We start from the raw sequence: 25,902 nt of genomic DNA on the forward strand, positions 1-25,902 counted from the left end.
TAATGTCTATAGATATTAATACAAAAGGCCTTAAAAAGAATGCATTTAGGGTAACTAAAGAAAGAGGAAAAACTGCAATAAGAATAAGAGTTCCAGGCGGTCATATGGAAGCAAAATACTTTGAAATACTACAAAAAGTTGCTGAGGAATATGGTAATGGAACTGTTCATATAACTATCAGACAAGGATTTGAAATACCTGGAATAGATATGAAGGATATTCCTAAGATAAATGAAATTATTCAGCCTGTAATAGAAGGATTAGAGATAAATCAGGTAGATCCAAATACAGGATATGCCTCCTCCGGTACAAGAAATGTATCTGCATGTATAGGAAATATGGTATGTCCTTTTGCTAATTATAACACTTCCGCATTTGCAAAGAAGATAGAAAAGGCTATTTTCCCTAACGATCGTCATGTTAAAATTGCCTTAACTGGATGTCCAAATGATTGTATAAAAACTAGAATGCAGGACTTTGGAATTATAGGAATGACTGAACCACAATATGACAGCTACAGATGCATAGGCTGCCAAGCTTGTGTTAAGAACTGTAAGAAAAGATCCACAGGAGCACTAACATTTGAAAATTTTAAGGTTGTGAGAGATCACCAAAAGTGTATTGGCTGTGGAGAATGTGTTGGGAAATGCCCAACAGGTGCATGGACAAGAAGTGATGAAAAATACTTTAAGCTAGTCATAATGGGAAGGACAGGAAAGAAAAATCCAAGACTTGCTAAGGACTTTGCTAAATGGATAGATGAAGAGAGTATAATAAAAATTATTTTAAATACTTATGATTATATAGAAGAATATATTGATAAAGATGCGCCATTAGGAAAAGAACATATTGGATATATTGTAGATAGAACCGGATATCATGAATTTAAGAAATGGGCATTAAAAGATGTAAAACTAAGGAATAAAGTTGAGATACAAGAAAATATTAATTGGTAATAGAGGATCTGAGGAACGGGCATTGGTGCCCGTTTTTTAACTATAATTTGTGATATTGACTTATTGTTGTTATTAATTAAAGAGGTATTATATATAATTTCTATAGAACAATATTTTTAATATTCGCAAAAGCTCTTCAAGGCTTGAATATCCTTTATTTTAAATGTAGACAAGTGAAAATCAATTATGCCCTCATCTCTCATTTTGCACATCTCCCTTGACATAGATGGTCTTGATACATTTAAAAAATCAGCGAGTTCGTTGCGCTTTAAGGGCAAAATTATAGTATTGTTTTTGGTATTTTGATATTGTTCCGACAAATATGAACATATTTTGCCCCGTATACTTTTAATCGAAAGGTATTCAACTTTCTTATTCAATAATAAGGCTTTATCTGATATTACGTTCATAAAATTTTGCAGCATTGCGTTATGCCATGGACACATCTTTCCACATCTAGCTATAAGGTCTGAGTTTGTAAGAAATAAAACTTTGCAAGTGTTTTGTACTCTCACTGTTGCCGGCCATATTTTACGACTTGAAAATACCAACATTTCCCCAAATAAATCTCCTTTTTTTACTACAGAAATAATAACTCTATTTCCTTTGGAGTTTTCTTTGAGAATAGTTGCTTCCCCTTCTAAAACTATACCAAACCTGTCAATTGACTCACCCGAATTTACTATACATTCATTTTTGCTAAAACTATGTATTTTAGGAGTTAAGCATTGTAACAAGTAAAGGAGTTCTTCTTTTTTTATGCCGTAAAATAAAGGAGAATCTTTTATTATTTCAATATATGATTTTATCATTTAATTATCATCCTTTTCGTATCCTAAGTTACCGAATTGTTTTAATTTCTATAATATAATAATCCTATAGAAATTACAAGGGAAAGATAGTAAATAATAAACAGGGAGGTATAATTATGTCAAATATGTTTTGTTTTCAATGTCAGGAAACTGCAGGGGGAAAGGGATGTACTGTAAAAGGTGTATGCGGGAAAACCGCAGATGTAGCAAAAGCTCAGGATTTACTAGTTTATGTAACAAAGGGATTGGCAGTAGTGAGTAATGAAGGAAGAAAAGTTGGAGTAATTGATGCTAATGTGGACAAGTATATAACGGAAAGCTTATTTGCTACAATTACTAATGCTAATTTTGATAGAGAAGTACTTTTAAATAGAGTAAAGGAAACTTTAAAATTAAGACAAGAATTAAAAGATAAGGTTATAAAAGCTGGTGGACAACTTGGAGAAACTAAAGGTATTAGTGGGATATTTAAAAAGTTATTAAAAACGGCATCAAGTGAAATCACTATTACTGATGCAGCAGTATGGTCAGCTGATAATATTAGTGAATTTGATGCTAAGGCTGAGCAAGTTGGGGTATTGGCAACTAAAAATGAGGATATAAGGAGCTTAAGAGAACTTATAGTATATGGTCTTAAAGGCCTATCAGCATATATGAAGCATGCTATGAACTTAGGATATAATGATGTAGAGGTTCATGGATTTATGGCTAAAGCGCTGGCTGCTACATTGGATGATTCATTATCAGTAGATGATTTAGTTGGGCTTTCATTAGAAGCAGGAAAGTACGGTGTTACTGCTATGGCTTTACTTGATAAGGCTAATACGGAAACCTATGGAAATCCTGAAATTACAAAAGTTAATATTGGAGTTAGAAATAATCCGGGGATACTGATTTCTGGCCATGATTTGAGGGATCTTCAAATGCTATTAGATCAGACAAAAGGAACAGGAGTAGATGTTTATACTCACGGCGAAATGCTTGCAGGACAGTATTACCCAGCGTTTAAGAAGTATGCTCACTTTGCAGGAAATTATGGAAATGCATGGTGGAAGCAGGGAGAAGAGTTTGAAAAATTCAATGGAGTAATTTTAATGACTACAAACTGTGTAATCCCTCCAAAAAATTCATATAAGAATAGATTATTCACCACAGGGGCAACTGCTGTACCAGGCTGCAGGCATATTGAAGCAGATGAAGCTGGAAATAAGGATTTTTCAGAATTAATTGCTATGGCTAAAAAATGCAGTGCTCCAACTGAAATAGAAAAAGGAGAAATTGTGGGTGGATTTGCTCACAATCAAGTATTGGCTCTTGCTGATAAGGTTGTAGATGCTGTTAAAACTGGTGCAATAAAGAGATTTTTTGTAATGGCTGGTTGTGATGGTAGAGCAAAATCAAGAAACTACTATACTGAATTTGCAGAAAAGCTGCCTAAGGATACAGTTATATTAACTGCAGGATGTGCAAAATACAAATATAACAAATTGGAACTTGGAGATATCGGTGGAATACCAAGAGTACTTGATGCAGGCCAGTGTAATGATTCATATTCGCTAGTTGTAATTGCATTAAAGCTTAAGGAAGTGTTCGGATTGGATGATGTTAATAAACTTCCAATATCCTATAATATAGCATGGTATGAGCAAAAAGCTGTAATAGTATTATTGGCATTATTACACCTTGGAGTTAAGAACATTCACCTAGGACCAACGCTTCCAGCTTTTCTTTCACCAAATGTGGCTAAAGTTCTAGTAGAAAATTTTAAAATAGCGGGAATTGGAACTGCTGATGAAGATTTAAAACTATTTTTAGAATAATTAATATGCTCAATCGTAAAACGAATTGCGGCCCATTAACTTTATTTGAGTTATAAAATTTTAAGTTAAATATATATGTCCAGGAGGCTGCATCCTGGCTTACAAAAAGATTGGTGAGGAGCTAGTCTTTTTGTTGCGTTGTTTTTATCCGATCGCTACCATTGCTAACCCCCCCCCATCTTCTATCAAAGTGGGGGATAAGCAGTGCTACGCGCCTGGATAAGTTCTTCTAAGGCTCAGCTGGAGAAAAGCAGTTCTCATAAGCAAACTCCACCTGAACCTAAGAATCACTTGATAAGACATTTATCCTTGGAGAAGAAGTTTTAACAAAACTTAGATGTGCACCAGTTGCCCCCAGTGATATCATGTTAAAACCTGCTCTTCTCAAAAAATAATAAATTTGCGTGCCGCCAACCATCTATTTGTCTAAGGAATAAAGGGGTGGATTCTCCGATTACAAAAAAATCGAGAGGGAGTTGACTCCTCTTTGGCATGCCTGTGATTATTATAATACTCCAATAAAAGTTGAAGATCAAACTGCATTTGGTTTACAAAAGTGGCTTCTCGTTTACAAAAACTGCGATTCGAGTACAAAAGTGGCATTTCGTTTACAAATATTCAGTTGTCGTTTACATATATTGCTTCTCACTTTACAAAGTGGCTTCTCACCTTACAAGTAAGTCTCCAGAACAATAAAAATATAATTATATTCGATAATAATTTATTGTAAAACAATAAATTATGTGTTAAAATCAGATTGACAATAAATAAGTGAGGTGCTTTTTATGAAACATAGTTCAACACTCTTTTTAAAGATAGCTGTTTTTATTATCGGAACTCCAGTTCTTGCTTTGTGTATATTTTGCTTGCCCGGGATAGCCGCTAGAGGTGCAGCAGCGCATCCAGAGACTGCCTTCTTGCAGTATCCCTTTTTGATAAGTGCGTATATAACGGTAACACCATTTTTCGTTGCCTTATATCAGACTTTAAAATTTTTAAGTTATATTGACCAGAACAAAGCCTTCTCGGAATTATCTGTTAGAGCTTTGAAGTATATAAAATACTGTGTAATGGTCATCAGTATCTTGATTGTAGTAGGAATGATATCCGGAGTTATATTGATTGCAGGTAAAGGTGAAGACATAACAGGTTTTATAAGCTTGGGATTAATGCCCATTTTTGCTTCAATGGTGATTGCAGTCTTTGCTGCTGTTCTTCAGAGGCTTTTAAAAGATGCCATTGATATAAAATTAGATAATGATTTAATGATATGAGGTGAATAATATGGCAATTATAATAAATATTGATGTGATGCTGGCTAAAAGAAAAATGAGTGTAACAGAACTTATTTTAAAGATTAAAAAATACTTGAAACTTGGGAGGCAGATTGATGTATGATATTGCCATTGTAGGGTCAGGCCCCGCAGGGGCTAACCTTGCACGACTAATCGGAGATAAATATAAGGTTTTATTAATAGATAAACGGGATCTAGAAAGTGATAATCCTAAAAATCTTGCAAATAAGTGCTGCGGAGGATTACTAGCCCCCGATGCTCAGAAAATAATTGCAAAGTTGGGTTTGGGGATACCTAAAGATATTCTAGTTAATCCGCAACTTTTTGCTGTAAGAACCATTGATCTAACTAATAATCTTGAAAGGCTATATCAGAGATTCTATTTTAATATGGATAGGAATAAATTTGATAGATGGCTAGTTTCCATACTTCCAGCTAAAGTTGATAAAAAGTTTAACTCCTTTTTTAAAAACTTTGTTCAAATACCAGGAGGATATGAAATTAGATATACTTATAATGGACAAGAGATATCTGCAAAGACAAGAGTTATTGTAGGTGCTGATGGTGCCTCTTCGAAGTTAAGGAAGTCTATTAGTAAAAATATAAATATTCCTGAGAAGTACATCTCAATTCAAGAATGGTTTGAATTTCCACATCATATACCCTATTTCACAGCAATTTTTGATGAAGAAATAAGCGATTTCTACTCTTGGATAATACCAAAGGAGAATTATCTATTATTAGGGTCAGCCCTTAGACCTAGGGAGAATACTAGGGAAAAGTATGACATATTGAAAACAAAACTAACACAGATAGGCTTTAATTTTGATAAAAGAATAAAAACAGAGGGTGCATATATCTATAGGCCTAAGAAGGTATCACAGTTTTATATAGGAAGGGATAGTATAGCCCTAGTTGGAGAAGCTGCAGGTGCGATTAGCCCTAGCTCTGCAGAAGGAATCAGCTACGCATTAAAAAGCTCTTTATATTTAGCTCAGAGTCTTGAAGAGGGAATAGATGGATTTTTGGATAGATATAATCAGGGGGTAAGGGATATCAAGTTAAATTTACTGATTAAAAATTTAAAATCTCCAGCTATGTATAATCCATTACTTAGACAGTTAGCTATGAAATCAGGTCTGCAAAGTATTAATTAGTGATAATGAGACAGGGTTTATTGACACAAAAATGATTTCAATGTGATTTTATTTCATTCCCTTATTATTTTGTGCGGTTAGTCATAACAAAAAATTTATGGTTTCTCCTATGTTTTTATGGGTAAAAATATATGGCTGCAAGTATATTGTAAACCAAATTTAAAATAATGGTTGACCATAAGAGGATCATTTAGTATTATTGATATGTACAAGCAAATATTGGAGTAGGGAGAATGTTTTATGAGAAATACGAGAAATTTAATTTTAGTAGCTGTGTTTGCAGCTTTAACAGCAATTGGAGCATTTATTAGGATACCAATACCATATGTGCCTTTTACTCTGCAATATCTATTTTGTGCTTTAGCTGGTGTAATTTTAGGCTCAAAACTAGGGGCTTTATCACAAATAGTTTATGTTGTTATTGGACTTGTTGGTGTACCTGTCTTTACTGAAGGAGGTGGTTTTAATTATATATTTAAACCTACCTTTGGGTATCTTATAGGCTTTATTATAGCGGCTTATGTCATAGGTAAAATAAGAGAAAATATTAAGGAGCTAACTTTTATTAAGGCAATATTTATGCTGCTTTCAGGTTTGTTCTTTATATATTTATTTGGAGTGGTATATTTGTACATTAGTTATAATTTATATTTAGGGAAAAACATTTCCTTTTATTTTGCATTTTTTTATGGTTTTGTAGTTTGCATAGCTGGAGATTTGGTACTAACGATATTTACGGCCTATATTTCAACAAAAATATTACCTGCATTAAGAAAAAGTGGACATATTAATATATGAAGGAGTTCCTTAAGCGAAAGAAATATGTAAATTAAAGATGGAGGATAGAAAAAATGGCTAAGGGTATATTTATAGTTGGGACAGATACTGATATTGGTAAGACTGTTGTAACTGCTGGACTTATGCATGTTTTGAGGAGCAGGGGCTATAATGCTGTTTACTTTAAAGCAGCCCTAAGTGGTGTTTTAAAAATAGACAATGAATTTATTCCTGGCGATACTAAGCTTGTAAGTGATGTGAGTAAATTAGAAGAACCCTATGAAAATATCACACCTTATGTTTATAGGACTGGAGTATCTCCTCACCTTGCAGCAAGGTTGGAAAATAATCCTATGAATTTAGATATAATAAGAGAAAAGTATGCTTATTTAAGGAAAAAGTATGATTTCATAATTGCTGAGGGCAGTGGTGGAATAGTGTGTCCATTGATAGATGATGGAAGAGGAGTATATATCATTGGAAATCTTATTAAGGATTTAAATATGAGCGTTATTATTGTGGCAAGTGCTGGGCTTGGAACAATAAATCATACAGTGCTTACAGCAAAATATATAGAAAACTTAGGGATTAAAATCAAAGGCATTATAATAAACAAATATGAAGAAAGTTTATTTTATGATGATAATATTAAAATGATAGAAAAAATCACTAAACTACCTATTATAGCAAAGCTTAAAAATATAAAGGATATGAATGATAACGAGATAGAAGCTATAAGAATACATTCTGAAAAAGCTTTTAGTGCTGAGAATATAATAGAGCATATGGAACAATTATAATAAAAATTGAGGTGTGGCTATGAATGACTATGTAAAAAGAGATTTAAAATACATATGGCATCCTTGTGGACAGATGAAGGATTATGAGGAATTTAATCCTATAGTTATAGAAAAGGGAGAAGGGGTTTGGCTTTATGATATTGAGGGAAATAGATATTTAGACTGTGTATCATCTTGGTGGACAAACACCTTGGGTCACAGCAATAAAAGAATTAACAAGACTATAAAAAAACAGATAGATAATATTGAACATGTTATATTTGCAAATTTTTCGAATAAGCCTGCAATAGATTTATCAGAAAAGCTGGTAAATATAACGCCAGATAGGCTAAGGAAAGTATTTTTTTCTGATAATGGCTCTTCAGCAGTAGAAATAGCTTTAAAGATGAGTTTCCATTATCATATGCAAAAGGGAAACACTAAAAAGAAAAGATTTATGACTTTGAGCGATGCATACCATGGAGAAACTTTAGGTGCTTTGTCCGTTTGTGATATTGATGAGTACAATAAGATATACAACCCTCTTCTTTTAGATACTATAAGAGTAGAGGGGCCAGATTGTTATAGGTGTAGATATAGCTGTACTAGAGATAATTGTAATGCAGAGTGCTTTGCAGATATGGAAAAGTTTATGGAAGAAAAACATGATGAAACAAGTGCTGTAATAATTGAACCAATGGTTCAAGGAGCCGCAGGCATGAAGATATATTCACCTAATTATTTAGAGAAGCTGCGTAAAATCTGTGATAAATACAACGTACATCTTATTGCAGATGAGATTGCAGTTGGTTTTGGTAGAACTGGAGAGATGTTTGCTTGTAATCATGCCCAAATAAGTCCAGACTTTATGTGCCTTTCAAAAGGAATTTCTGCAGGGTATATGCCTATGTCCGTGGTTATGACAACAGATGAAATATATAATTGTTTCTATGGTGATTATAATGAACGAAAAGCATTTCTTCACAGTCATACCTATGCAGGTAATGCCATGAGTTGTGCCATTGCTTTAGAAAGTTTAAAAATATTCGAAGAGGATAATATTATTGAGAACAATCGAAAAAAAGGTAAGTTAATAAAAAAACTTACATTGGAAAAGGCAAAAGTATCAAAACATATAGGTGAAGTTAGAAACATAGGTATGATAACAGCGGTTGAAATAGTAAAAGATAAATTCACCAAAAAAAACTATCCTTGGGAGATGAGAATAGGATATGAGATTTATAAGATTGCTCTTAGCAATGGGTTATTATTAAGACCTATTGGAAATGTTCTTTATTTTATTCCTCCATATATTATTAATGAAGAGGAAATAAAATTTATGGTAAATAAATGCTTCCAAAGTATAGAAGAGTATTTTATAGAAAATAAATTATAAGCTAAATTACAATAAATGGTAAATTGTATATTTTAAATCATTACCTAATAATACCGACCTCTTCATAGATAGGAAGAGGTCGGTTTAGTTATTTTATAAAAGGTATCAATCTAAGTATATCTTGATAGTGATTAATTAATTGTGGTGTTAAATTTTTTTTCTGTATATTTTCCAAGGCCTATTGTAAATTCTAATTGATTAATAGTATTATTAGAAGCTTTTTTTAATAAATAAAAAAAAGAACTCATGTTGCATTTTGTTATATTATTATAGTAGTCTCTGGATATTTTCCAAAATTTTTGAGGAAAGGATAAGTAAGAAATGATATACTTATAATCGTCCAAAGTTAAACTAGAGACTTCTTCGTAAAGAGATAAGCATTTTATAGCTGTATTTAAATCCCAATTGATATTATTTCTCTTTAGAAATCTTCTTAAGAAGTAAGATAAATCATGAGAGCAATAATCTATGCTGCATTTATCAAAATCTATTACCCAAATTTTATTGTTATTATCGAATATTATATTTTTATTTACATAATCTAAGTGACAAAGGGAAGTCGTTAAATTATTATAGTTTATAGTAGAAGATACTGTAAGTGCTATTTCTGCTAAGGTGGAGTTGACTTCAAAATTCTTTAAAAATAATTTAGAAAATTTGTCTTGATATCTGAAAGACAAATTTGAACAATTTAAAAGTTGTCTAAAATGTTTTTCAAAGGATGTATATATATTTTGAAAATTAATTCTTTTATAACTTTTATCTATTGGAATAAAGTTTTTAGATCTATTGTGCATTTTTGCTAGGTTTAAAGTAGTGCTAAACAAGTGGGAACTGTTGTCATAATCGCATTTTATACCATCTATCCAGGGTGTTAATATGAAAAGCATATTATTGTATTTTACAAAGCGTTCCTTGTGAATTGTAGGCAATATTCTCGGAACATTTATGTGGTTTCTAAATAGCCATTCTATTGCAGAGTATACAAAGAGCAAATTTTCTTCGTCAAAGTATACTTTTTTTAAGCAATAATTTTTATTTAAATGGGATATTTTATACACTGCTCTTTGTTTGTTTGTGTCTTTAAATTTAATTCTGGTTATATCTGCATTTGCCATATTGTATTTAGGCAGTACATGTTCTTTTACATTTTCCTCAGACAATAAATCCATACAAAAACTCCTTAAAAAGTTCTTCCCTTATAATAATATTAGAAAGTTTTTTACAATATACGTTCCTTGTTAAAAAAGCAATCTTAAATAATAAAGTTTAGGAGATGATTTATATGAATATAAGACAAAAGATAGAAGATAAAGAAAAGTTGATGTTAATAAAAGAAGCTGCTCTTTCTTCTAACAGCAAGGGAAGAAAGATAAATGAAGAAAAAGACAATATTAGAACTGATTATATGATAGATAGAGATAGAATAATACATAGTAAGTCTTTTAGGAGACTTAAACATAAAACTCAGGTATATATAAAAACTCAAGGGGATCATTATAGAACCAGGCTTACCCATACATTGGAAGTAAATCAAATAGGTAAAAGCATAGGAAAAGGTATAGGATTAAATGAAGATCTAATAGAAGCCATAGCAATGGGACATGATATAGGTCATGTAGCTTTTGCCCACAGCGGAGAAGAATTATTAAATAAACTTTTGCCTAGAGGATTTAATCACAGTGAAAATAGTGTACGTGTACTTACAAAAATAGAAAAACTAGGTTTAGGATTGAACTTAACTGAAGAAGTTTTAGATGGAATATTAAATCACAGTGGCTTTTCAAATAAGTCAAAAGCTATGACATTAGAGGGACAGGTAGTTAGGTATAGTGATAAAATAGCCTATATAAATCATGATATAGATGATTCTATAAGAGCAGGACTGTTAGAAAATGAACAGATTCCTTCATATTCAGTAAAAATACTAGGAAATACTAATAGTGAAAGAATAGATACACTTGTGAAAGATTGCATTTACACTACTATAGAAAACATTGAAAAAGGAGTGAGAGAGGTATCTCTAAGTGAGGAAGTATTTGAAGCCTTAAACATACTAAGAGAATTTATGTTTGAAAAAATCTATAGAGGTAATATACTTGAGGATGAAAGAAATAAAGCTAAATTTGTACTAGAACAAGTATTTAATTATTTTTTAAAGAATCCAGATAAAATGCCTGAATTTTATGTAAGCATTGTTGAGAATGAAGGACTTTATAGGGGAGTATCAGATTATATAGCTGGTATGAGTGACGACTATTGTATTATGCAGTTTAATAACATATATATGCCTAAATTTGTTATATATTGAAGAATAATTTTTACTATTATATGGGTAAAATACGAATATAAATATAATAAGACTAATTTATATATATTAAATAAATAATTAATTTAATATTAAATTAATTATTTATTTTCACAGAAGGATATTTAATTTTTATAAAGAATATATTATATATAATATATTTTCATTAAAAAAAGAAAAATATTTATTTTTAAGGAAGGAATATAGTAATTTATGTCGAATATATTTATTCTTGAGCGTAATAATTTAAGATAGGGGGGGAATTTAGTGATATCGGAAGATGTCATTCAAAGAATCAAAGAGGAAAATGACATAGTAGATGTAATATCTGAAAAGGTAAAGCTAAAAAGATCAGGTAGGAACTATTTGGGGCTATGTCCCTTTCATAATGAAAAAACTCCCTCTTTTAGTGTATCTAGAGATAAGCAAATATATAAATGTTTTGGATGTGGAGAAGCAGGCAATGTAATAACTTTTATAATGAAGTCACAAAATTTAAACTTTTTAGAAGCAATAGAATTGTTGGCAGATAGAGTAAATATAGATATAGACTTAAGTAAGAATAAAAATAATAGAAAAAGTACATTTGAGAATTTATATAAATTAAATGTAGAGGCAGCTAGATATTTTTTTTATTCTCTAAATAAAAATAAATCCGCTAAATCATATCTATTAAACCGGGGCATAACGGAACATACCATAATAAAATTTGGTCTTGGATATTCTAATGATAGTTGGAATCATATGATGAATTTTTTAAAAGATAAAGGATTTACAGAGTTAGATATGCTTTCAAATGGACTTATAATTAAGAGTGAAAAAGGAAATTATTATGATAGATTTAGAAATAGAATAATGTTTCCAGTATTTGACTATAGGGGAAAAATAATAGGATTTGGAGGTAGGGTATTAGACAATTCAAAGCCCAAATATTTAAATTCACCAGAAACTCCTTTATTTAAAAAAGGTGTAAATCTCTACGGGTTAAATTTTGCTATAAAAAGCAATACATCTAGGACTCTCATAATTGTAGAAGGGTACATGGACTGTATAGCTCTCCATCAATATGGTATAAAAAATGTTGTAGCTTCTTTAGGAACAGCTCTCACTGTAAATCAGGCAAAGCTCATGGCAAGATATGTAGATAAAGTAATATTATCCTATGATGCGGATAAGGCAGGTGAAATAGCTACATTAAGAAGTATGAGTATACTTAAAAATGTAGGTTTAGAGGTGAAGATTCTATCTATACCTCAGGGAAAAGATCCAGATGAATTTATTAGAAATAATGGAAGGGAATCATTTTTGGAGCTTATACAAGAAGCTGATGACTTAATAGATTATAGAATTAAAAATATAAAAAAGAATATAGATTTCAATAATTCACAAGATATTGCAAAGTATACAGAAAAAGTATTAAAAATATTAGTCGAGTTAAATCCCATAGAAAGAGAAATACATATAAAGAAGTTATGGGAAGATACAGGTATAAAGGAACAGATACTTCATGACATGTTGAATATAAATGTACAAAAAAATGTAAAAAAAGATGTAAATATGAATATAGATATGGGTTTTGGACAAAAATTATATTTAGAACCCGCATATTTAAAGGCAGAGAGAGCTTTTTTGAAGCTTATACTAGAAAATGATGAAGCTTTTAAATATAGTTTGAACGAAATAGGAAATGATGAACTTATACTAGAAAGTCATAAAAAAATATATGAATATATAATTGAAAATATGAAGTATGATGATGCACAAAAAAGAAAAAAGTATATAGAATTAAAATGTATAGATATAGATACGTCTAAAGAATGGATAAATATTATGGAAACAGAAGTTCAATATGATAATGAAGAATGGATGAATATGTTACATAATTTTACAAATAAAATAAAAAAATATAAATTGGAAGAATATAAAAAAAATATTATTGGAAAAATAAAGGAATATGAATCTAAAGGAAATTTGGAAGAATCTCTGAAGTTTGCACAACAGTTGATGGGAATACAAAAAAGAATAGGTGAAATACAGTAATGGTCAAGGGAGGCAAGTAAATGAAAGATAAAAGTGCAAAAGTAAAATTAGTTAAGAAGCTCATAGAAAAAGGTAAAAAAAACGGCACTTTAACTTATAAAGAAATAATGGATGAATTACAAGAGGTAGATTTAAGTCCACAGCAAATAGAAAAAATATATGAGGTACTTGAATCTATGGGAATAGAAGTGAATGGAGATATGAATGAGCTAGAATTAAATGAAAAAAATTTAGATTTATCGGTTCCAGAAGGCATTGCTATAGATGATCCCGTAAGAATGTATCTAAAGGAAATAGGTAAAGTACCTTTGCTTTTACCTGAAGAAGAAATGTCCCTTGCAAAAAAAATAGAAGAAGGAGATCAAATTGCCAAAAAGAAATTAGCAGAAGCTAATTTAAGACTAGTAGTCAGTATAGCAAAAAGGTATGTGGGAAGAGGAATGCTTTTTTTAGATTTAATTCAGGAAGGGAATTTAGGTCTTATAAAGGCTGTGGAAAAATTTGATTATAGGAAAGGATTTAAGTTTAGTACTTATGCAACCTGGTGGATAAGGCAGGCAATTACAAGGGCAATAGCAGATCAGGCTAGAACTATAAGAATACCAGTTCATATGGTGGAAACTATAAATAAACTTATAAGAGTTTCAAGACAGTTACTTCAAGAACTGGGAAGGGAACCCCATGCAGAGGAAGTAGCTAAGATAATGGAGATGCCCGTAGATAAGGTCAGGGAAATTATGAAAATAGCACAAGAACCAGTATCTTTAGAAACTCCAATTGGAGAAGAAGAAGATAGTCATCTGGGAGACTTTATACCTGATGATGAGGCTCCGGCTCCAGCAGAAGCAGCAGCTTTCACTATGCTTAAAGAACAGCTTATAAATGTACTGGATACTTTAACTCCAAGAGAGGAAAAAGTATTAAGGTTAAGATTTGGATTAGATGATGGAAGAGCAAGGACTTTAGAAGAAGTGGGAAAAGAATTTAATGTAACTAGAGAAAGAATAAGACAGATAGAGGCAAAAGCACTTAGAAAGTTGAGACATCCAAGCAGAAGTAAAAAATTAAAGGATTATCTAGATTAAAGCACCATTTGCAGGGTGCTTTTATATATAGGATATCATCTTAGTGGAGGGTGCAGTTTGTGCTATAATGGGCATTGAAAGGTGGTGAATAGTGTGAAAATTTATAAGTCAGCAAAAGGTATAGGGGTATATATTATATTGGGTGTGTCCATTTTATATAATAGTTTACTAATATTTTTAATATATTATGTAGATTCTTATGAAATATCTATTCTTTTAAAATTCACTTTAATAGCCATTAATCTATATCAGTTATATTATATTATAGTCTGTGGAACATTAAGATATTTTATAGATGCAGAAAATTTATATATAACTAGCATGTTAAAACTTAAAAATGAAAAAATTTCTTTTGGCAGCATTCAAATGTATCAGAAGTCAAAGGGTAGAATTAAGGGAGTAAAGGTATCGGGATATGGTAAAAATAAATTTGCCATAGGTAAATCTTTTATTCATAAAATAGGGAATACGCAGATGTTTGTCACTTCAACTGAAAATGTCATATATTTAAAAACAGGCACAACAAGTTATGCTTTATCTCCGGAAAATTTTTATGGATTTGAATTGGAATTGAATAAAAAAAATATATTTTATTCGGAATGGGAAAATAAATTAAGTAAAATTGTTAATCCAAGTAGAAAACAAAAGTTTTTTATACCATTTGTAATTACTGCTATAATTATAATTTTAATTACTTTAAATCCAATAATATTATATCTTCATGGAAATTTACCTGATAAAATGCCTCTTAGTTTTCAACCCAATTTTACAGCCGTAGAATTTGGGACAGGTAGGCAGTTTGCATTTAAACAAATGAGTTATGGTCTCTTAAATATGGGGCTATTGTTTTGTATGTACTATGCAGGATATATTTATTCTAGATATGACGAAAGATACTCTTATAAGTTTTTATATGCAGCATTGATAGTCTCAATAATTTTTTTAGTTATGCAGATGAAGATAATTTATACATTTAGATAATATTGAATCTTATGATTTTCAATGAGCCACTTTAGAATGGAGAATTATATGGAAATTAGTTTAAGACTTAAAACTTTATTAAATATGGTGGATAACTGCCAGTGTATGGCAGATATAGGAACAGATCATGGCTATGTGCCTATTTATCTAGTAAAGAATAAAATTTGCAGGAGAGCTATAGCTTCTGATATAAATAAAGGACCTATAAAAAAAGCAGAGTTTAATATAAAGCTTCATAAATTGGAAGATAAAATACACTGCAGATTAGGCAGAGGACTTTCAACTATAAGTCCGGGGGAAGCTGAGGAAATAGTAATTGCAGGTATGGGAGGAAATCTTATAAGGGATATAATAGAAGAAGATCTGGAAGTGTTTAAGAGGGCAAAATCATTAATCCTCCAACCTATGCAGCATTCGCAGGTATTAAGAAAGTATATATATACCAATGGATTTAAAATATTAGATGAAGAATTATGTATTGACGAAAATAAATTTTATGAGATAATAAAAGTAAAATATGATAAAGATATTAAATATGTAGACAGTATATTTTATGAAGTAGGAGAGGCATTAATAAAAAAGAAACACAGCCTTGTTCTTAAATTTTTAAAGAATAAAATTGATAATTATAATAAGATAATTTTAAATATAAATAAAGATACGAAACTGGCAAATAAAAGAAAAGTAAATTTATTAAGTAAAATAGAAAAATTGCAGGAGCTGATAGAATGTATTTGAGGGTAGAAGATATACATAATATAATAGAAAAATATGCTCCTTCTATACTTAAAGAAAGTTATGATAATGTAGGACTTATGGTAGGAGATATGAAGAGTGAAGTAACTTCTATATTGATAGCTTTAGATTGTACTTTAGAAGTAATAGAAGAGGCAAAACGAAATAAGTGTAATCTCATACTTACCCATCATCCGTTGTTGTTTAAAAGGCCAGATAGTGTAACTACAGATACTTTAACTGGCAGGAAGATACTAGAGTTAATAAGAAATAACATAAATGTGTATTCCGCCCATACTAATCTTGATTCTGTACAAGGAGGGATTAATGATATTATTATGGAGCTACTTCAGTTAAATTGCTGCCATATTATTGATCCTTCAGATATTGAGGATTGTGTAGGAGATAACTGTGGTATAGGCAGGGTTAGTGAGCTTAAGGTTCCTATTACACTGGGGGAACTTTGCAATAAAGTAAAGAATAATTTAAATATTTCCATGCTGAGATATTCAGGAAGTGAATCCAAAATTATAAATAAAATAGCAGTTATAAATGGAAGTGGAGAAAGTTATTTTAATTCTGCAAAGCTATTAGGTGTAGATTGTATAATTACTGGAGATACTACTTATCATTATGTAAGTGATTTTCAAGAAGAGGGAATTGCTGTAATTGATGCCGGTCACTTTGAAACAGAATGGCCTGCTATGAGAAAAATAGCAGAGGTTTTAATGCAAAAAATGGAATCTAATGGATTTTGTAATACTGTAATTTTATCAAAAGTAAATAGAAGTCCGTATAAATATAAGTAGAAATGAAGGTGATTTCATTTCTGCTTTTTTAATTTAGTAATAATATCATATATTTGAAGATGAATTAATTTAATAGGGAGGGTAGTATTATGATGGATTTGCTCGTTGAAATTCAAGATAATAAGGAAATAATAAAGAAATGTAAAAAAGAATTAAAAATTGATTTAGGTATTCATTCTATGAAAAAAATAAAGGATGAATTTGAACAGGAAAAAGAAAAATATAAATCTGTAGATACTAAACTAAAAAAAAATAAAATAGAAATAGAAAATGTTGAAAATAAACTTAATATTATTAAGCAAGAAATAACTTCTGAAGAGGATAAATTATATAGAAATTCAAAATATGATTTGAAGTTGATTAATTCGTTGGAAAAATCTATTGAATCAAAAGTAAGTAAAATGAAAGAATTAGAGGAGAAAAATCTAAAACTGTTATATGAAGAGGAAGAGTTGTTACAACAAAAGGAATGTAGTGGAAAAAGGTTAATTACTCTTAAGGATGATTTTCATAAAAGTAAAAAAACCAGTAGTGAAAAAATAATTAAAATTAAACAAAATATAGAAAAAGCCCAGCAGAATATTCTAGATATTGAGAAGCGGATTCCAAAAGAATTGTTGGATAAGTTTAATCAGCTATCCTCCATTAAAGGAACAGGAGCTGCCAGATTATCAGAGGGGGTATGTTTGGGATGTAAAATGAAAGTATCTGCCATGACTATAGATAATGTGAAAAATCATAGAGGTATAGTTTACTGTGATAATTGTGGAAGGATAATAAGTTGTAATAAAATATCTTAAAATTAACAGATGTTTTCAATTATTATCTAATTTAACCTATAATTTATTTCAGATTTTTATTGTAATGTGTTATTAACTGTGATATTATTTAACTCGTAAGTAAGCCAGACAATCGCTGCTGTATAATTACAGGAGAGGAAAGTCCGAGCTTCATAGGGCAGGGTGCTGGGTAATACCCAGTCAGGGTGACCTGAAGGAAAGTGCAACAGAAATATACCGCTGAAGCAACAAGAAATTATTGCTTCAGTAAGGATGGAAAGGCGAGGTAAGAGCTCACCAGCGCATTGGTGACTTTGCGGCTGTGTAAACCCCACCTGAAGCAAGATCGAATAGGAAAGCGTATTAAAAAGTGGCCCGCTTTGCTTTCGGGTAGTATCGCTGGAGCCTATTGGTAACAATAGGCCTAGATAGATGATTGTCTAATACAGAACTCGGCTTATAGGTTTACTTACCCATTGAAAACACTAGGCTTGTAGCTTAGTGCTTTTTATTTTGCCATACTAATTGCCACCAATTATTAACAAATTGGTGGCTTTAATATTTTGTATTATACAATGATTCTTATATTCAATGATTTTGGTGCTGACTTAATCCAGAAGCTATGTTCTCACATTCCTTAAGACAAGTAGTAACTTGAGTTAACTGAGTATTTATTCTATCTTTAATATTAGAATTTTCTACTTCATCCGCAGCCATTTTCAAACCTTGCTGAGCACTTTTTAATGATTCTTTCACACTATGAATATTATTTCTTGCTTGTGAATTCATTCGTTAATTCCTCCTCTGGTATCTATTTTAATTAATATTATTTACAATATGGTGAATATAATACTAACTCTTTAATTTTATATTGTCTTATTTTTGCTGTTTACAGATTTATTGATATAAAGTAGACAGTCTATAAATAATTTGCTACAATACAGTAGGATAATTGGCTTATGTTTAATGTAGAAACTCGGACAATTAAATAGTACAGTAGAGAATAAACTTGTCATACTATTGTCATACTAAAGTAAAAAACCTTATGTTTACACATTTTTATTTTATAATAAATATATATGGAAAAAAGAGATAGCTTCAATGTAAAGATACACTATAGGTTATAGGAGGAGGATAAGGCTAATGGAGCAATATAAAAATTTAAATATATTAGAGAATGAAACCGATTCACAGGTTAATATAAAAAATGTATTTGTGGATATAAAGTTAATGCTTAATATCTGTGAGGATGGATTTAAAAAAGATAAAGGCATGTATACTATGACAGTTTTTGATATTGCAGATAAGATTAAAGATAAAATTTCTCATGAGGGTGTTTCTGTACAACTATATGGATATAGTGGAAACATAATAAAGATGAAAAATGTAACCATAAGTTATGTTGAAAATGATGTTATATTGGAATCAAAACAATATACAAAAATAGTTAAATAAGTACATACATAGTAAGGGATAAGCGCTGTTTGGTGGCTATATAAGTTCTTCTAGGGATTAAATGGAAAAAACATTTCTGTAGGCGAAATTCATCCAAACTTAGAAGAACTTGATAAGATTTAAGGCTAACTCAAATTTAAAATTTTAAATATTGTAGTTGTCATGAAACACACAATAATTGCTATGCTAGTTGGGATAAGTGCTGCTAGTGCTGTCCATTTTAAACTTCCTGTCTCCTTCTTTATAGTTAAAAGAGTAGTAGCACATGGCCAGTGCAGTAAGCTAAACAACATGGTATTAAGTGCTGTAAGATAAGTCCAACCATGATTTAATAATATTTTTTTTAAAGATTCTATACTTTCAAATTCAATGAGGGAACCAGTTGATAAATAGCACATTAATAATACTGGCAGTACTATTTCGTTGGCAGGTAATCCTAATATAAATGCCATTAATATAAATCCATCAAGACCAATAAGCTTAGAAAAAGGATCTAGAAAGGCAGCAATATGACCTACAATGCTTAAGTTACCAATATATATATTGCTAAGTATCCAAATTATAGCACCAGCTGGAGCAGCAATTACTACGGCTCTCCAGAGTACAAATATAGTTCTGTCGATTATAGAAGTATATAAAACCCTACCTATTTGAGGTATCCTATAAGGGGGAAGTTCCAAAGTAAAACTAGAAGGAACTCCTTTTAATATAGTTTTGGACAGTATATAAGATACTAATAGAGTTATAAGTATACCTATGACAACTAATGCTGTTATAGCCACTGCGGGTAAAAAACTTGTATTGTTACTGTTTGTAACAACGAGGAATATACTAGATATAGCTATTAAAGTAGGAAATCTTCCATTACATGGTACTAAGTTGTTAGTTAAAATTGCTATAAGACGTTCTCTTGGAGATTCTATTATTCTGCAGGATATTATACCTGCTGCATTGCATCCAAACCCCATACACATTGTTAAACACTGTTTGCCATGAGCACAAGCTTTCTTAAATAGATGATCAAGATTAAAGGCCACTCGCGGCAGATACCCTAAATCCTCAAGTATTGTAAATAAAGGGAAAAATATTGCCATTGGAGGAAGCATGACAGATATAACCCAAGCTAGAGTTCTATAAAGTCCAAGTATTAGAACTCCATGAAGCCACTGGGGGGCGTTTATATTGTTAAACCATAAGGTGAGCTTATCTTGTATGCTAAAAAGTAAGTCTGCTATCATAGCAGAAGGCACATTAGCTCCAGCAATAGTAATCCAAAACACTATTGCTAAAGTTAAAAGCATTAGTGGAATGCCAAAAATTTTTGAAGTAATGTAGTTATCAATCAACCTGTCTTTATTGATCTTAGCTTTATTTTCTTTTATATATTTATAACTTATTTCTTCTGCTTTTTTATAAATATTATTTGAAATATTATCTCTTATATTTAGCTTATCATCATATGTAGTAGATGAATTTACCGTTTTTAATAATTCTTTTAAAGATTTGTTATCTATGTTATTAGAGAGGAAATCTGTTAATTTTGTATCACCATCTATAAATCTTAAAGCAAGCCATCTTGAGCTTGTATAATTTATTTTTTTATCAATGAAATGTTGTATAGATTTAATTTTTTCCTCAATGTAATTTTCATATGTTACTATTTTAGGCATAGGTGTAATTTTACCTATAATAACTTTGTGAACTGTTTCTTTTAATTCTTTTATACCTAGGCCGCTTCTGGCAGCGCATAAAACTACAGGGATGCCTAGTTCCTGCTCTATTCCTTTGGCATCGATAATAATATTTTTCTTTTTTGCTTCGTCTATAAGGTTAATACAGAGAACTACATTATTAGTAATTTCCATTATTTGATAAACGAGATTTAGATTTCTTTCAAGACAGGTTGCATCTGTAACCACTATTACTGCATCAGAATTGCCAAAACATATAAAATCTCTTGCTACTTCCTCTTCTGTAGAAGATGCAAAAAGTGAATAGGTTCCAGGAAGATCCACTAATATATTTTCTTTACCATTATGTGTAAATTTCCCTCTTGCATTTACTACTGTTTTTCCAGGCCAGTTACCAGTATGTTGATGAAGTCCCGTAAGGGCATTAAAAACTGTACTTTTACCGGTATTGGGGTTACCGGCAAGAGCAATAACATATTGACCTTCCTCATTTTCAATTTTAAATAAGTCTGATAAAGAATTACTTTGAGTAGATTGAAATGTTAAACCCATTGTAAACCTCCCTATATAATATTTGTTTTGATTTCAGAAGATAGGCTGTTCTTGTATAAATTTTTTTTTAAATCCACTAAAATTAAGGATGATTCTTCATTCCTAAGAGCTATCATTGCACCTCTGATGTTATAAACAGTAGGATCACCAGAGGGACCTTTTCTTACTACCTCTATTGTAGTACCTTTAGTTAAGCCAAGTGCAAGCATTCTTTCTCTTAACATTCCAGTAGATAATAAATTATCAATTGTAACATAATTTCCTGTAGGTACATTATTAAGTTTTAACATAAAATATCCTCCTAAAAAATAAATTTAATATGATATTTGGAATATATCAAAGATTTTTATAGTCTAATAGTCATAAAAATTAAATGTGTATTTGGATTTGTTTCATATGACTAATTTTGTTTCCTAAAGCTAACTTTAATAATAATGTATGCTGTTAGTTTGAAAAATGTTACATGAATATAACGGAAAATTTTTAATAAAGTAGTAATCTTAGCATATATTTTATTGAAAGTATTTTTATAAAGTTTAAGGAGGATAGGAGTTATGAGAGAGCAATTGTTAAGTATAGTGGTTCAATTTATCTTAGGGATAGTTGGAATTATAGCAGCGTATGTACTTAAAAAAATTTCAGATGCACTGGAATTACAAAAGCAGTCTATTGTAGCAAGGAAAGGAGCAGATAATTATAATCATGCTCTTAGTGTTGCAAAAGGTATGTACTATGTATTAGAAGAAGAATTTAGTTCTGTAAAAAAAGCAGGAAAAAAGAAAAAAGACGAGATGGAAAAAAGATTACTGCAGGTAATACCAGGACTTACACAAAATGAATTGGATTCTATAAATAAAGAAATATGTAATAGTGTTAAGCAAATAGGTGAAGAAATATTGAAATCTGAAGAAGTAGAACAAGTGAGTACAAATGATGTATTAAAAGATAAATAGATTTGGAAAATTTATTCCAAAGACTACTGATAGGTACAGGTATTTTCTAATTTGTCTAAAGATTAAGAATGTACATTTAAATTGGCAAATAAAAAATTATGTAAATAATAAAAGAGCATTTTTGCTCTTTTATTATTTATAAAAGTAGAAAGATTATATATTTTGTGAAAATTATTAATTATATTCCATGATGTATTTAGTTATGCAGGAATAAGTTGCTATTATTTTTATTTCAGGCTTTATAAATCTTCATTTTCAATATCTACTTTAAGACTTTCTTCTACATATATACTATCTAAATCTACTTTTTGTTCTCTAATAAAAAATTCAGCTAGTCTATGTATTGTAGTATCTCCATACATAGGTACATTTTCTTCACTTTCCAAAATATATTTTATACTCTGGTTAACGGGATTTATAAGTTTTTTAACTCCCCAAAGTTTACAATAATTTGTAGAATGTTTATCCTGTTTTATAGATACGCTTTCAGTGTCATTGTCATAGACAAAAGTATGTTCTTCATCTGATATTTTAATTTTCATGATTAATATTTCTCCTCTCATGTTTTTTTATATACTTATTGCATAATAAATATTGAAGAAAGTCAATACATTTTAACTTATTATTAAAGAATTTTTTGAATAATTACATTTGATAAAATAGAAAACTGTTTTTTATTTTATTAGTATATTATGATATGTGATATGTTATGCAATTTATTGTGTCTTGTAATGTTATTAATATTTTATATGCAGTCTCCATTTAAATTTAAGAATTACTTGCGATATAAATAGATCTTTAAGAGAAAATAGTGAAAAATAAATAAATATGAAAAAAATATTTGAAAGATGTTGACAAAAGAAAAATGAGATGATATACTATAAAAGCTGTCTGGGAAAACGGGCAGCAGTAAAGATTAGATATGATCCTTGAAAATTAAACAGAATAAGGAAGATAGGTAAACTTATTTATTAAGAATAAACCAGCAATTCTTTTGAGCTGCGAGAGCAGTAAAGAGAGTAATTTCGTAATAAAGTATGTTTATCCGGTACTTTACTGGAAGAGATATACTAAAATTGCTAGTAGCGAGTACAGCGAGGAAAAGGCTGAATGAGGAGCGGAACTTACTTATGTAATTGAGCACCGGAATGAGGCATATGAGGTCGCTGGGCGAAGCTAATAGTGATTTTCAAAAAATTAATAATAACGAATAGTTCAAGGAAAGACTTAAGTGAGGAACAGAGTTTACTTTGGGTAAATGAGTACCGCAGCGAAAGGCTTGACGCAGAAATATGAAGTTAGTATTAATTTTTTAACAGAGTCAATGAAACTTTTAAATTAAGAGTTTGATCCTGGCTCAGGACGAACGCTGGCGGCGTGCCTAACACATGCAAGTCGAGCGAAGAAGTCCCTTCGGGGGTGGATTAGCGGCGGACGGGTGAGTAACACGTGGGTAACCTGGCTCAAAGAGGGGGATAGCCTCCCGAAAGGGAGATTAATACCGCATAAAAGGTAAATATCGCATGGTAAATACCTTAAAGGAGAAATCCGCTTTGAGATGGGCCCGCGTCGCATTAGCTAGTTGGAGGGATAAAAGCCCCCCAAGGCGACGATGCGTAGCCGACCTGAGAGGGTGAACGGCCACATTGGAACTGAGATACGGTCCAGACTCCTACGGGAGGCAGCAGTGGGGAATATTGCACAATGGGGGAAACCCTGATGCAGCAACGCCGCGTGAGTGAAGAAGGTTTTCGGATCGTAAAGCTCTGTCATCCGGGACGATAATGACGGTACCGGAAGAGGAAGCCACGGCTAACTACGTGCCAGCAGCCGCGGTAATACGTAGGTGGCGAGCGTTGTCCGGAATTACTGGGCGTAAAGGGTGTGCAGGCGGATATTTAAGTGAGATGTGAAAGACCCGGGCTTAACCCGGGCAGTGCATTTCAAACTGGATATCTAGAGTGCAGGAGAGGAGAACGGAATTCCTAGTGTAGCGGTGAAATGCGTAGAGATTAGGAAGAACACCAGTGGCGAAGGCGGTTCTCTGGACTGTAACTGACGCTGAGGCACGAAAGCGTGGGTAGCAAACAGGATTAGATACCCTGGTAGTCCACGCCGTAAACGATGAGTACTAGGTGTAGGGGGTATCGACCCCCCCTGTGCCGCAGTAAACACAATAAGTACTCCGCCTGGGAAGTACGATCGCAAGATTAAAACTCAAAGGAATTGACGGGGACCCGCACAAGCAGCGGAGCATGTGGTTTAATTCGAAGCAACGCGAAGAACCTTACCTGGACTTGACATCCCCTGAATAACTCGTAATGGAGGAAGCCCTTCGGGGCAGGGAGACAGGTGGTGCATGGTTGTCGTCAGCTCGTGTCGTGAGATGTTAGGTTAAGTCCTGCAACGAGCGCAACCCCTGTCGTTAGTTGCCATCACGTAAAGGTGGGCACCCTAACGAGACTGCCGCGGTTAACGTGGAGGAAGGTGGGGATGACGTCAAATCATCATGCCCCTTATGTCCAGGGCAACACACGTGCTACAATGGGCAGAACAGAGAGAAGCAATACCGCGAGGAGGAGCAAATCTCAAAAACTGCCCCCAGTTCGGATTGCAGGCTGAAACCCGCCTGCATGAAGTTGGAGTTGCTAGTAATCGCGAATCAGCATGTCGCGGTGAATACGTTCCCGGGTCTTGTACACACCGCCCGTCACACCATGAGAGCTGGCAACACCCGAAGTCCGTAGTCTAACCAAAAGGAGGACGCGGCCGAAGGTGGGGTTAGTGATTGGGGTGAAGTCGTAACAAGGTAGCCGTAGGAGAACCTGCGGCTGGATCACCTCCTTTCTAAGGAGTCGAAAGGCTGGGAAAAAACCTGCCTTAAAAGCTGGAATTTGAGATAAATAAGATTTACCGAGTTTATACTTAAAATGTGAGTATAGACCAGAAATTGATAATAACGAACAAGTCAAGGGAAAGCTTGAGTGAGGAGCAGAGTTTACTTGTGTAAATGAGCACCGCAGGGAAAGTTTTGACGATGGATTGTGAAGTTATTAGCAACTTTCTGCTTATTCTGTTTAATTTTGAGGGATTATGATTATACCTCAAATGGGCTTATAGCTCAGCTGGTTAGAGCGCACGCCTGATAAGCGTGAGGTCGATGGTTCGAGTCCATTTAAGCCCACCAAGTACAAGAAAAAAGATTTGCAATTCAATCGTAAAATGTAAATAGAGCATTATACAATTGGAATTTTGTCCTTTGAAAATTGCACAGTAAATAAAAGAAGTAAAGCTAAGGTTAGAAATAACCTTTGTAGTAGTAAGTATAAATAAGTTTATGCTTATAGATAGGTTATAACAAACAGTTATAATAAATAACTAAGGATAAAAATTGATAATAACGAGTACAGCAAGGAAAAGGCTTGAGTGAGGAGCAGAATTTACTTATGTAAATGAGCACTGCAGTGAGGCATTTGACGCAGTTGTACGAAGTTAATAGCAATTTTTAAAAGAAAATTAGTG

At 31.8% G+C, this 25,902-nt stretch carries 22 protein-coding genes, 1 tRNA gene, 1 rRNA gene, 1 other RNA gene and 1 pseudogene; 20 read left to right on the forward strand and 6 right to left on the reverse strand.

The window, feature by feature from the left end; genetic code table 11:
* Window positions 1-8: 8 nt before the first annotated feature.
* Window positions 9-956 carry a sulfite reductase subunit C gene (gene asrC, locus BS101_RS05990; RefSeq protein WP_156876122.1) on the forward strand — a complete coding sequence of 316 codons (948 nt, stop codon included), beginning with the start codon at window positions 9-11 and terminating at the stop codon, window positions 954-956.
* Between the two features lie 116 nt (window positions 957-1,072).
* On the opposite strand, the gene BS101_RS05995 is transcribed toward asrC, so the two are convergent.
* On the reverse strand, window positions 1,073-1,768 hold the full coding sequence (locus tag BS101_RS05995) for a Crp/Fnr family transcriptional regulator (protein ID WP_073537996.1): 696 nt from the start codon (window positions 1,766-1,768) through the stop codon (window positions 1,073-1,075).
* Window positions 1,769-1,884: 116 nt separating this feature from the next.
* Between BS101_RS05995 and hcp the strand changes: the two genes are divergently transcribed.
* From hcp to bioA, 7 genes and pseudogenes are all read left to right on the forward strand, one after another.
* Entirely contained in the window at window positions 1,885-3,588 is a 1,704-nt protein-coding gene (hcp, locus tag BS101_RS06000; RefSeq protein ID WP_073537997.1) for a hydroxylamine reductase, read from the forward strand.
* A gap of 785 nt (window positions 3,589-4,373) precedes the next feature.
* Window positions 4,374-4,862 (forward strand): DUF2975 domain-containing protein, encoded by a 489-nt coding sequence (locus BS101_RS06005; RefSeq protein WP_073537998.1) that lies wholly within the window; start codon window positions 4,374-4,376, stop codon window positions 4,860-4,862.
* A 10-nt stretch (window positions 4,863-4,872) separates the two neighbouring features.
* A pseudogene (locus BS101_RS24545) lies at window positions 4,873-4,947 on the forward strand (helix-turn-helix domain-containing protein); the annotation flags it as partial.
* 31 nt (window positions 4,948-4,978) lie between these two features.
* A complete protein-coding gene (locus BS101_RS06010) occupies window positions 4,979-6,040 on the forward strand; it encodes an FAD-binding protein (RefSeq protein WP_073537999.1) in 1,062 nt (353 codons plus the stop codon).
* A gap of 240 nt (window positions 6,041-6,280) precedes the next feature.
* A complete protein-coding gene (locus tag BS101_RS06015; protein WP_073538000.1) occupies window positions 6,281-6,838 on the forward strand; it encodes a biotin transporter BioY in 558 nt (185 codons plus the stop codon).
* 53 nt (window positions 6,839-6,891) lie between these two features.
* Window positions 6,892-7,617, forward strand: a complete 726-nt coding sequence (gene bioD / locus BS101_RS06020) for a dethiobiotin synthase (RefSeq protein WP_073538001.1) — start codon at window positions 6,892-6,894, stop codon at window positions 7,615-7,617.
* 19 nt (window positions 7,618-7,636) lie between these two features.
* The gene (bioA, locus tag BS101_RS06025; protein ID WP_073538002.1) at window positions 7,637-8,992 is read left to right on the forward strand and encodes an adenosylmethionine--8-amino-7-oxononanoate transaminase; all 1,356 of its coding nucleotides are present in this window, start codon (window positions 7,637-7,639) and stop codon (window positions 8,990-8,992) included.
* 131 nt (window positions 8,993-9,123) lie between these two features.
* On the opposite strand, the gene BS101_RS06030 is transcribed toward bioA, so the two are convergent.
* Window positions 9,124-10,164 (reverse strand): CotS family spore coat protein, encoded by a 1,041-nt coding sequence (locus tag BS101_RS06030; protein ID WP_073538003.1) that lies wholly within the window; start codon window positions 10,162-10,164, stop codon window positions 9,124-9,126.
* A gap of 113 nt (window positions 10,165-10,277) precedes the next feature.
* On the opposite strand from BS101_RS06030, the gene BS101_RS06035 reads away from it, so the two are divergent.
* The 8 genes from BS101_RS06035 to rnpB all read left to right on the forward strand — a co-directional run bounded on the left by BS101_RS06035 (window position 10,278) and on the right by rnpB (window position 18,205).
* Complete coding sequence (locus BS101_RS06035) at window positions 10,278-11,303, forward strand: deoxyguanosinetriphosphate triphosphohydrolase (RefSeq protein WP_073538004.1); 1,026 nt, start codon at window positions 10,278-10,280, stop codon at window positions 11,301-11,303.
* Window positions 11,304-11,567: 264 nt separating this feature from the next.
* Window positions 11,568-13,340 carry a DNA primase gene (dnaG, locus tag BS101_RS06040; RefSeq protein WP_073538005.1) on the forward strand — a complete coding sequence of 591 codons (1,773 nt, stop codon included), beginning with the start codon at window positions 11,568-11,570 and terminating at the stop codon, window positions 13,338-13,340.
* Window positions 13,341-13,360: 20 nt separating this feature from the next.
* A complete protein-coding gene (rpoD, locus tag BS101_RS06045; protein ID WP_012101322.1) occupies window positions 13,361-14,425 on the forward strand; it encodes an RNA polymerase sigma factor RpoD in 1,065 nt (354 codons plus the stop codon).
* A 93-nt stretch (window positions 14,426-14,518) separates the two neighbouring features.
* The gene (locus tag BS101_RS06050; protein WP_073538006.1) at window positions 14,519-15,406 is read left to right on the forward strand and encodes a PH domain-containing protein; all 888 of its coding nucleotides are present in this window, start codon (window positions 14,519-14,521) and stop codon (window positions 15,404-15,406) included.
* 48 nt (window positions 15,407-15,454) lie between these two features.
* Complete coding sequence (locus tag BS101_RS06055; protein WP_073538007.1) at window positions 15,455-16,144, forward strand: tRNA (adenine(22)-N(1))-methyltransferase; 690 nt, start codon at window positions 15,455-15,457, stop codon at window positions 16,142-16,144.
* Complete coding sequence (locus BS101_RS06060; RefSeq protein ID WP_073538008.1) at window positions 16,135-16,950, forward strand: Nif3-like dinuclear metal center hexameric protein; 816 nt, start codon at window positions 16,135-16,137, stop codon at window positions 16,948-16,950. Before BS101_RS06055 ends, BS101_RS06060 begins: the two co-directional genes overlap by 10 nt.
* A gap of 89 nt (window positions 16,951-17,039) precedes the next feature.
* A complete protein-coding gene (locus BS101_RS06065; RefSeq protein WP_073538009.1) occupies window positions 17,040-17,750 on the forward strand; it encodes a zinc ribbon domain-containing protein in 711 nt (236 codons plus the stop codon).
* 96 nt (window positions 17,751-17,846) lie between these two features.
* An RNA gene (gene rnpB / locus BS101_RS06070) (RNase P RNA component class A) lies at window positions 17,847-18,205 on the forward strand.
* Window positions 18,206-18,317: 112 nt separating this feature from the next.
* Here the strand turns inward: rnpB and BS101_RS06075 are convergent.
* Window positions 18,318-18,518: a hypothetical protein gene (locus tag BS101_RS06075; protein WP_073538010.1), complete on the reverse strand. Its 201-nt coding sequence runs from the start codon at window positions 18,516-18,518 to the stop codon at window positions 18,318-18,320.
* A 354-nt stretch (window positions 18,519-18,872) separates the two neighbouring features.
* On the opposite strand from BS101_RS06075, the gene BS101_RS06080 reads away from it, so the two are divergent.
* Window positions 18,873-19,184, forward strand: coding sequence for a hypothetical protein (locus tag BS101_RS06080; RefSeq protein ID WP_073538011.1), 312 nt, complete (start codon window positions 18,873-18,875; stop codon window positions 19,182-19,184).
* A 125-nt stretch (window positions 19,185-19,309) separates the two neighbouring features.
* On the opposite strand, the gene feoB is transcribed toward BS101_RS06080, so the two are convergent.
* A complete protein-coding gene (gene feoB / locus BS101_RS06085; protein WP_073538012.1) occupies window positions 19,310-21,427 on the reverse strand; it encodes a ferrous iron transport protein B in 2,118 nt (705 codons plus the stop codon).
* Between the two features lie 11 nt (window positions 21,428-21,438).
* Complete coding sequence (locus BS101_RS06090) at window positions 21,439-21,717, reverse strand: FeoA family protein (RefSeq protein ID WP_073538013.1); 279 nt, start codon at window positions 21,715-21,717, stop codon at window positions 21,439-21,441.
* Window positions 21,718-21,981: 264 nt separating this feature from the next.
* Here BS101_RS06090 and BS101_RS06095 point away from each other — a divergent pair, with 264 nt between their 5' ends.
* Complete coding sequence (locus tag BS101_RS06095) at window positions 21,982-22,380, forward strand: hypothetical protein (RefSeq protein WP_073538014.1); 399 nt, start codon at window positions 21,982-21,984, stop codon at window positions 22,378-22,380.
* Between the two features lie 239 nt (window positions 22,381-22,619).
* Here the strand turns inward: BS101_RS06095 and BS101_RS06100 are convergent, their stop codons facing one another.
* The gene (locus tag BS101_RS06100; RefSeq protein ID WP_073538015.1) at window positions 22,620-22,922 is read right to left on the reverse strand and encodes a hypothetical protein; all 303 of its coding nucleotides are present in this window, start codon (window positions 22,920-22,922) and stop codon (window positions 22,620-22,622) included.
* A 792-nt stretch (window positions 22,923-23,714) separates the two neighbouring features.
* On the opposite strand from BS101_RS06100, the gene BS101_RS06105 reads away from it, so the two are divergent.
* Both BS101_RS06105 and BS101_RS06110 read left to right on the forward strand, forming a co-directional pair.
* A 16S ribosomal RNA gene (locus tag BS101_RS06105) occupies window positions 23,715-25,227 on the forward strand.
* A 263-nt stretch (window positions 25,228-25,490) separates the two neighbouring features.
* A tRNA-Ile gene (locus tag BS101_RS06110) sits at window positions 25,491-25,567 on the forward strand.
* Window positions 25,568-25,902: the final 335 nt, after the last annotated feature.

Origin of the sequence: Clostridium kluyveri (assembly GCF_001902295.1) — a bacterium.
In the GTDB taxonomy this organism is placed as follows: Bacteria; Bacillota; Clostridia; order Clostridiales; family Clostridiaceae; genus Clostridium_B; species Clostridium_B kluyveri_B.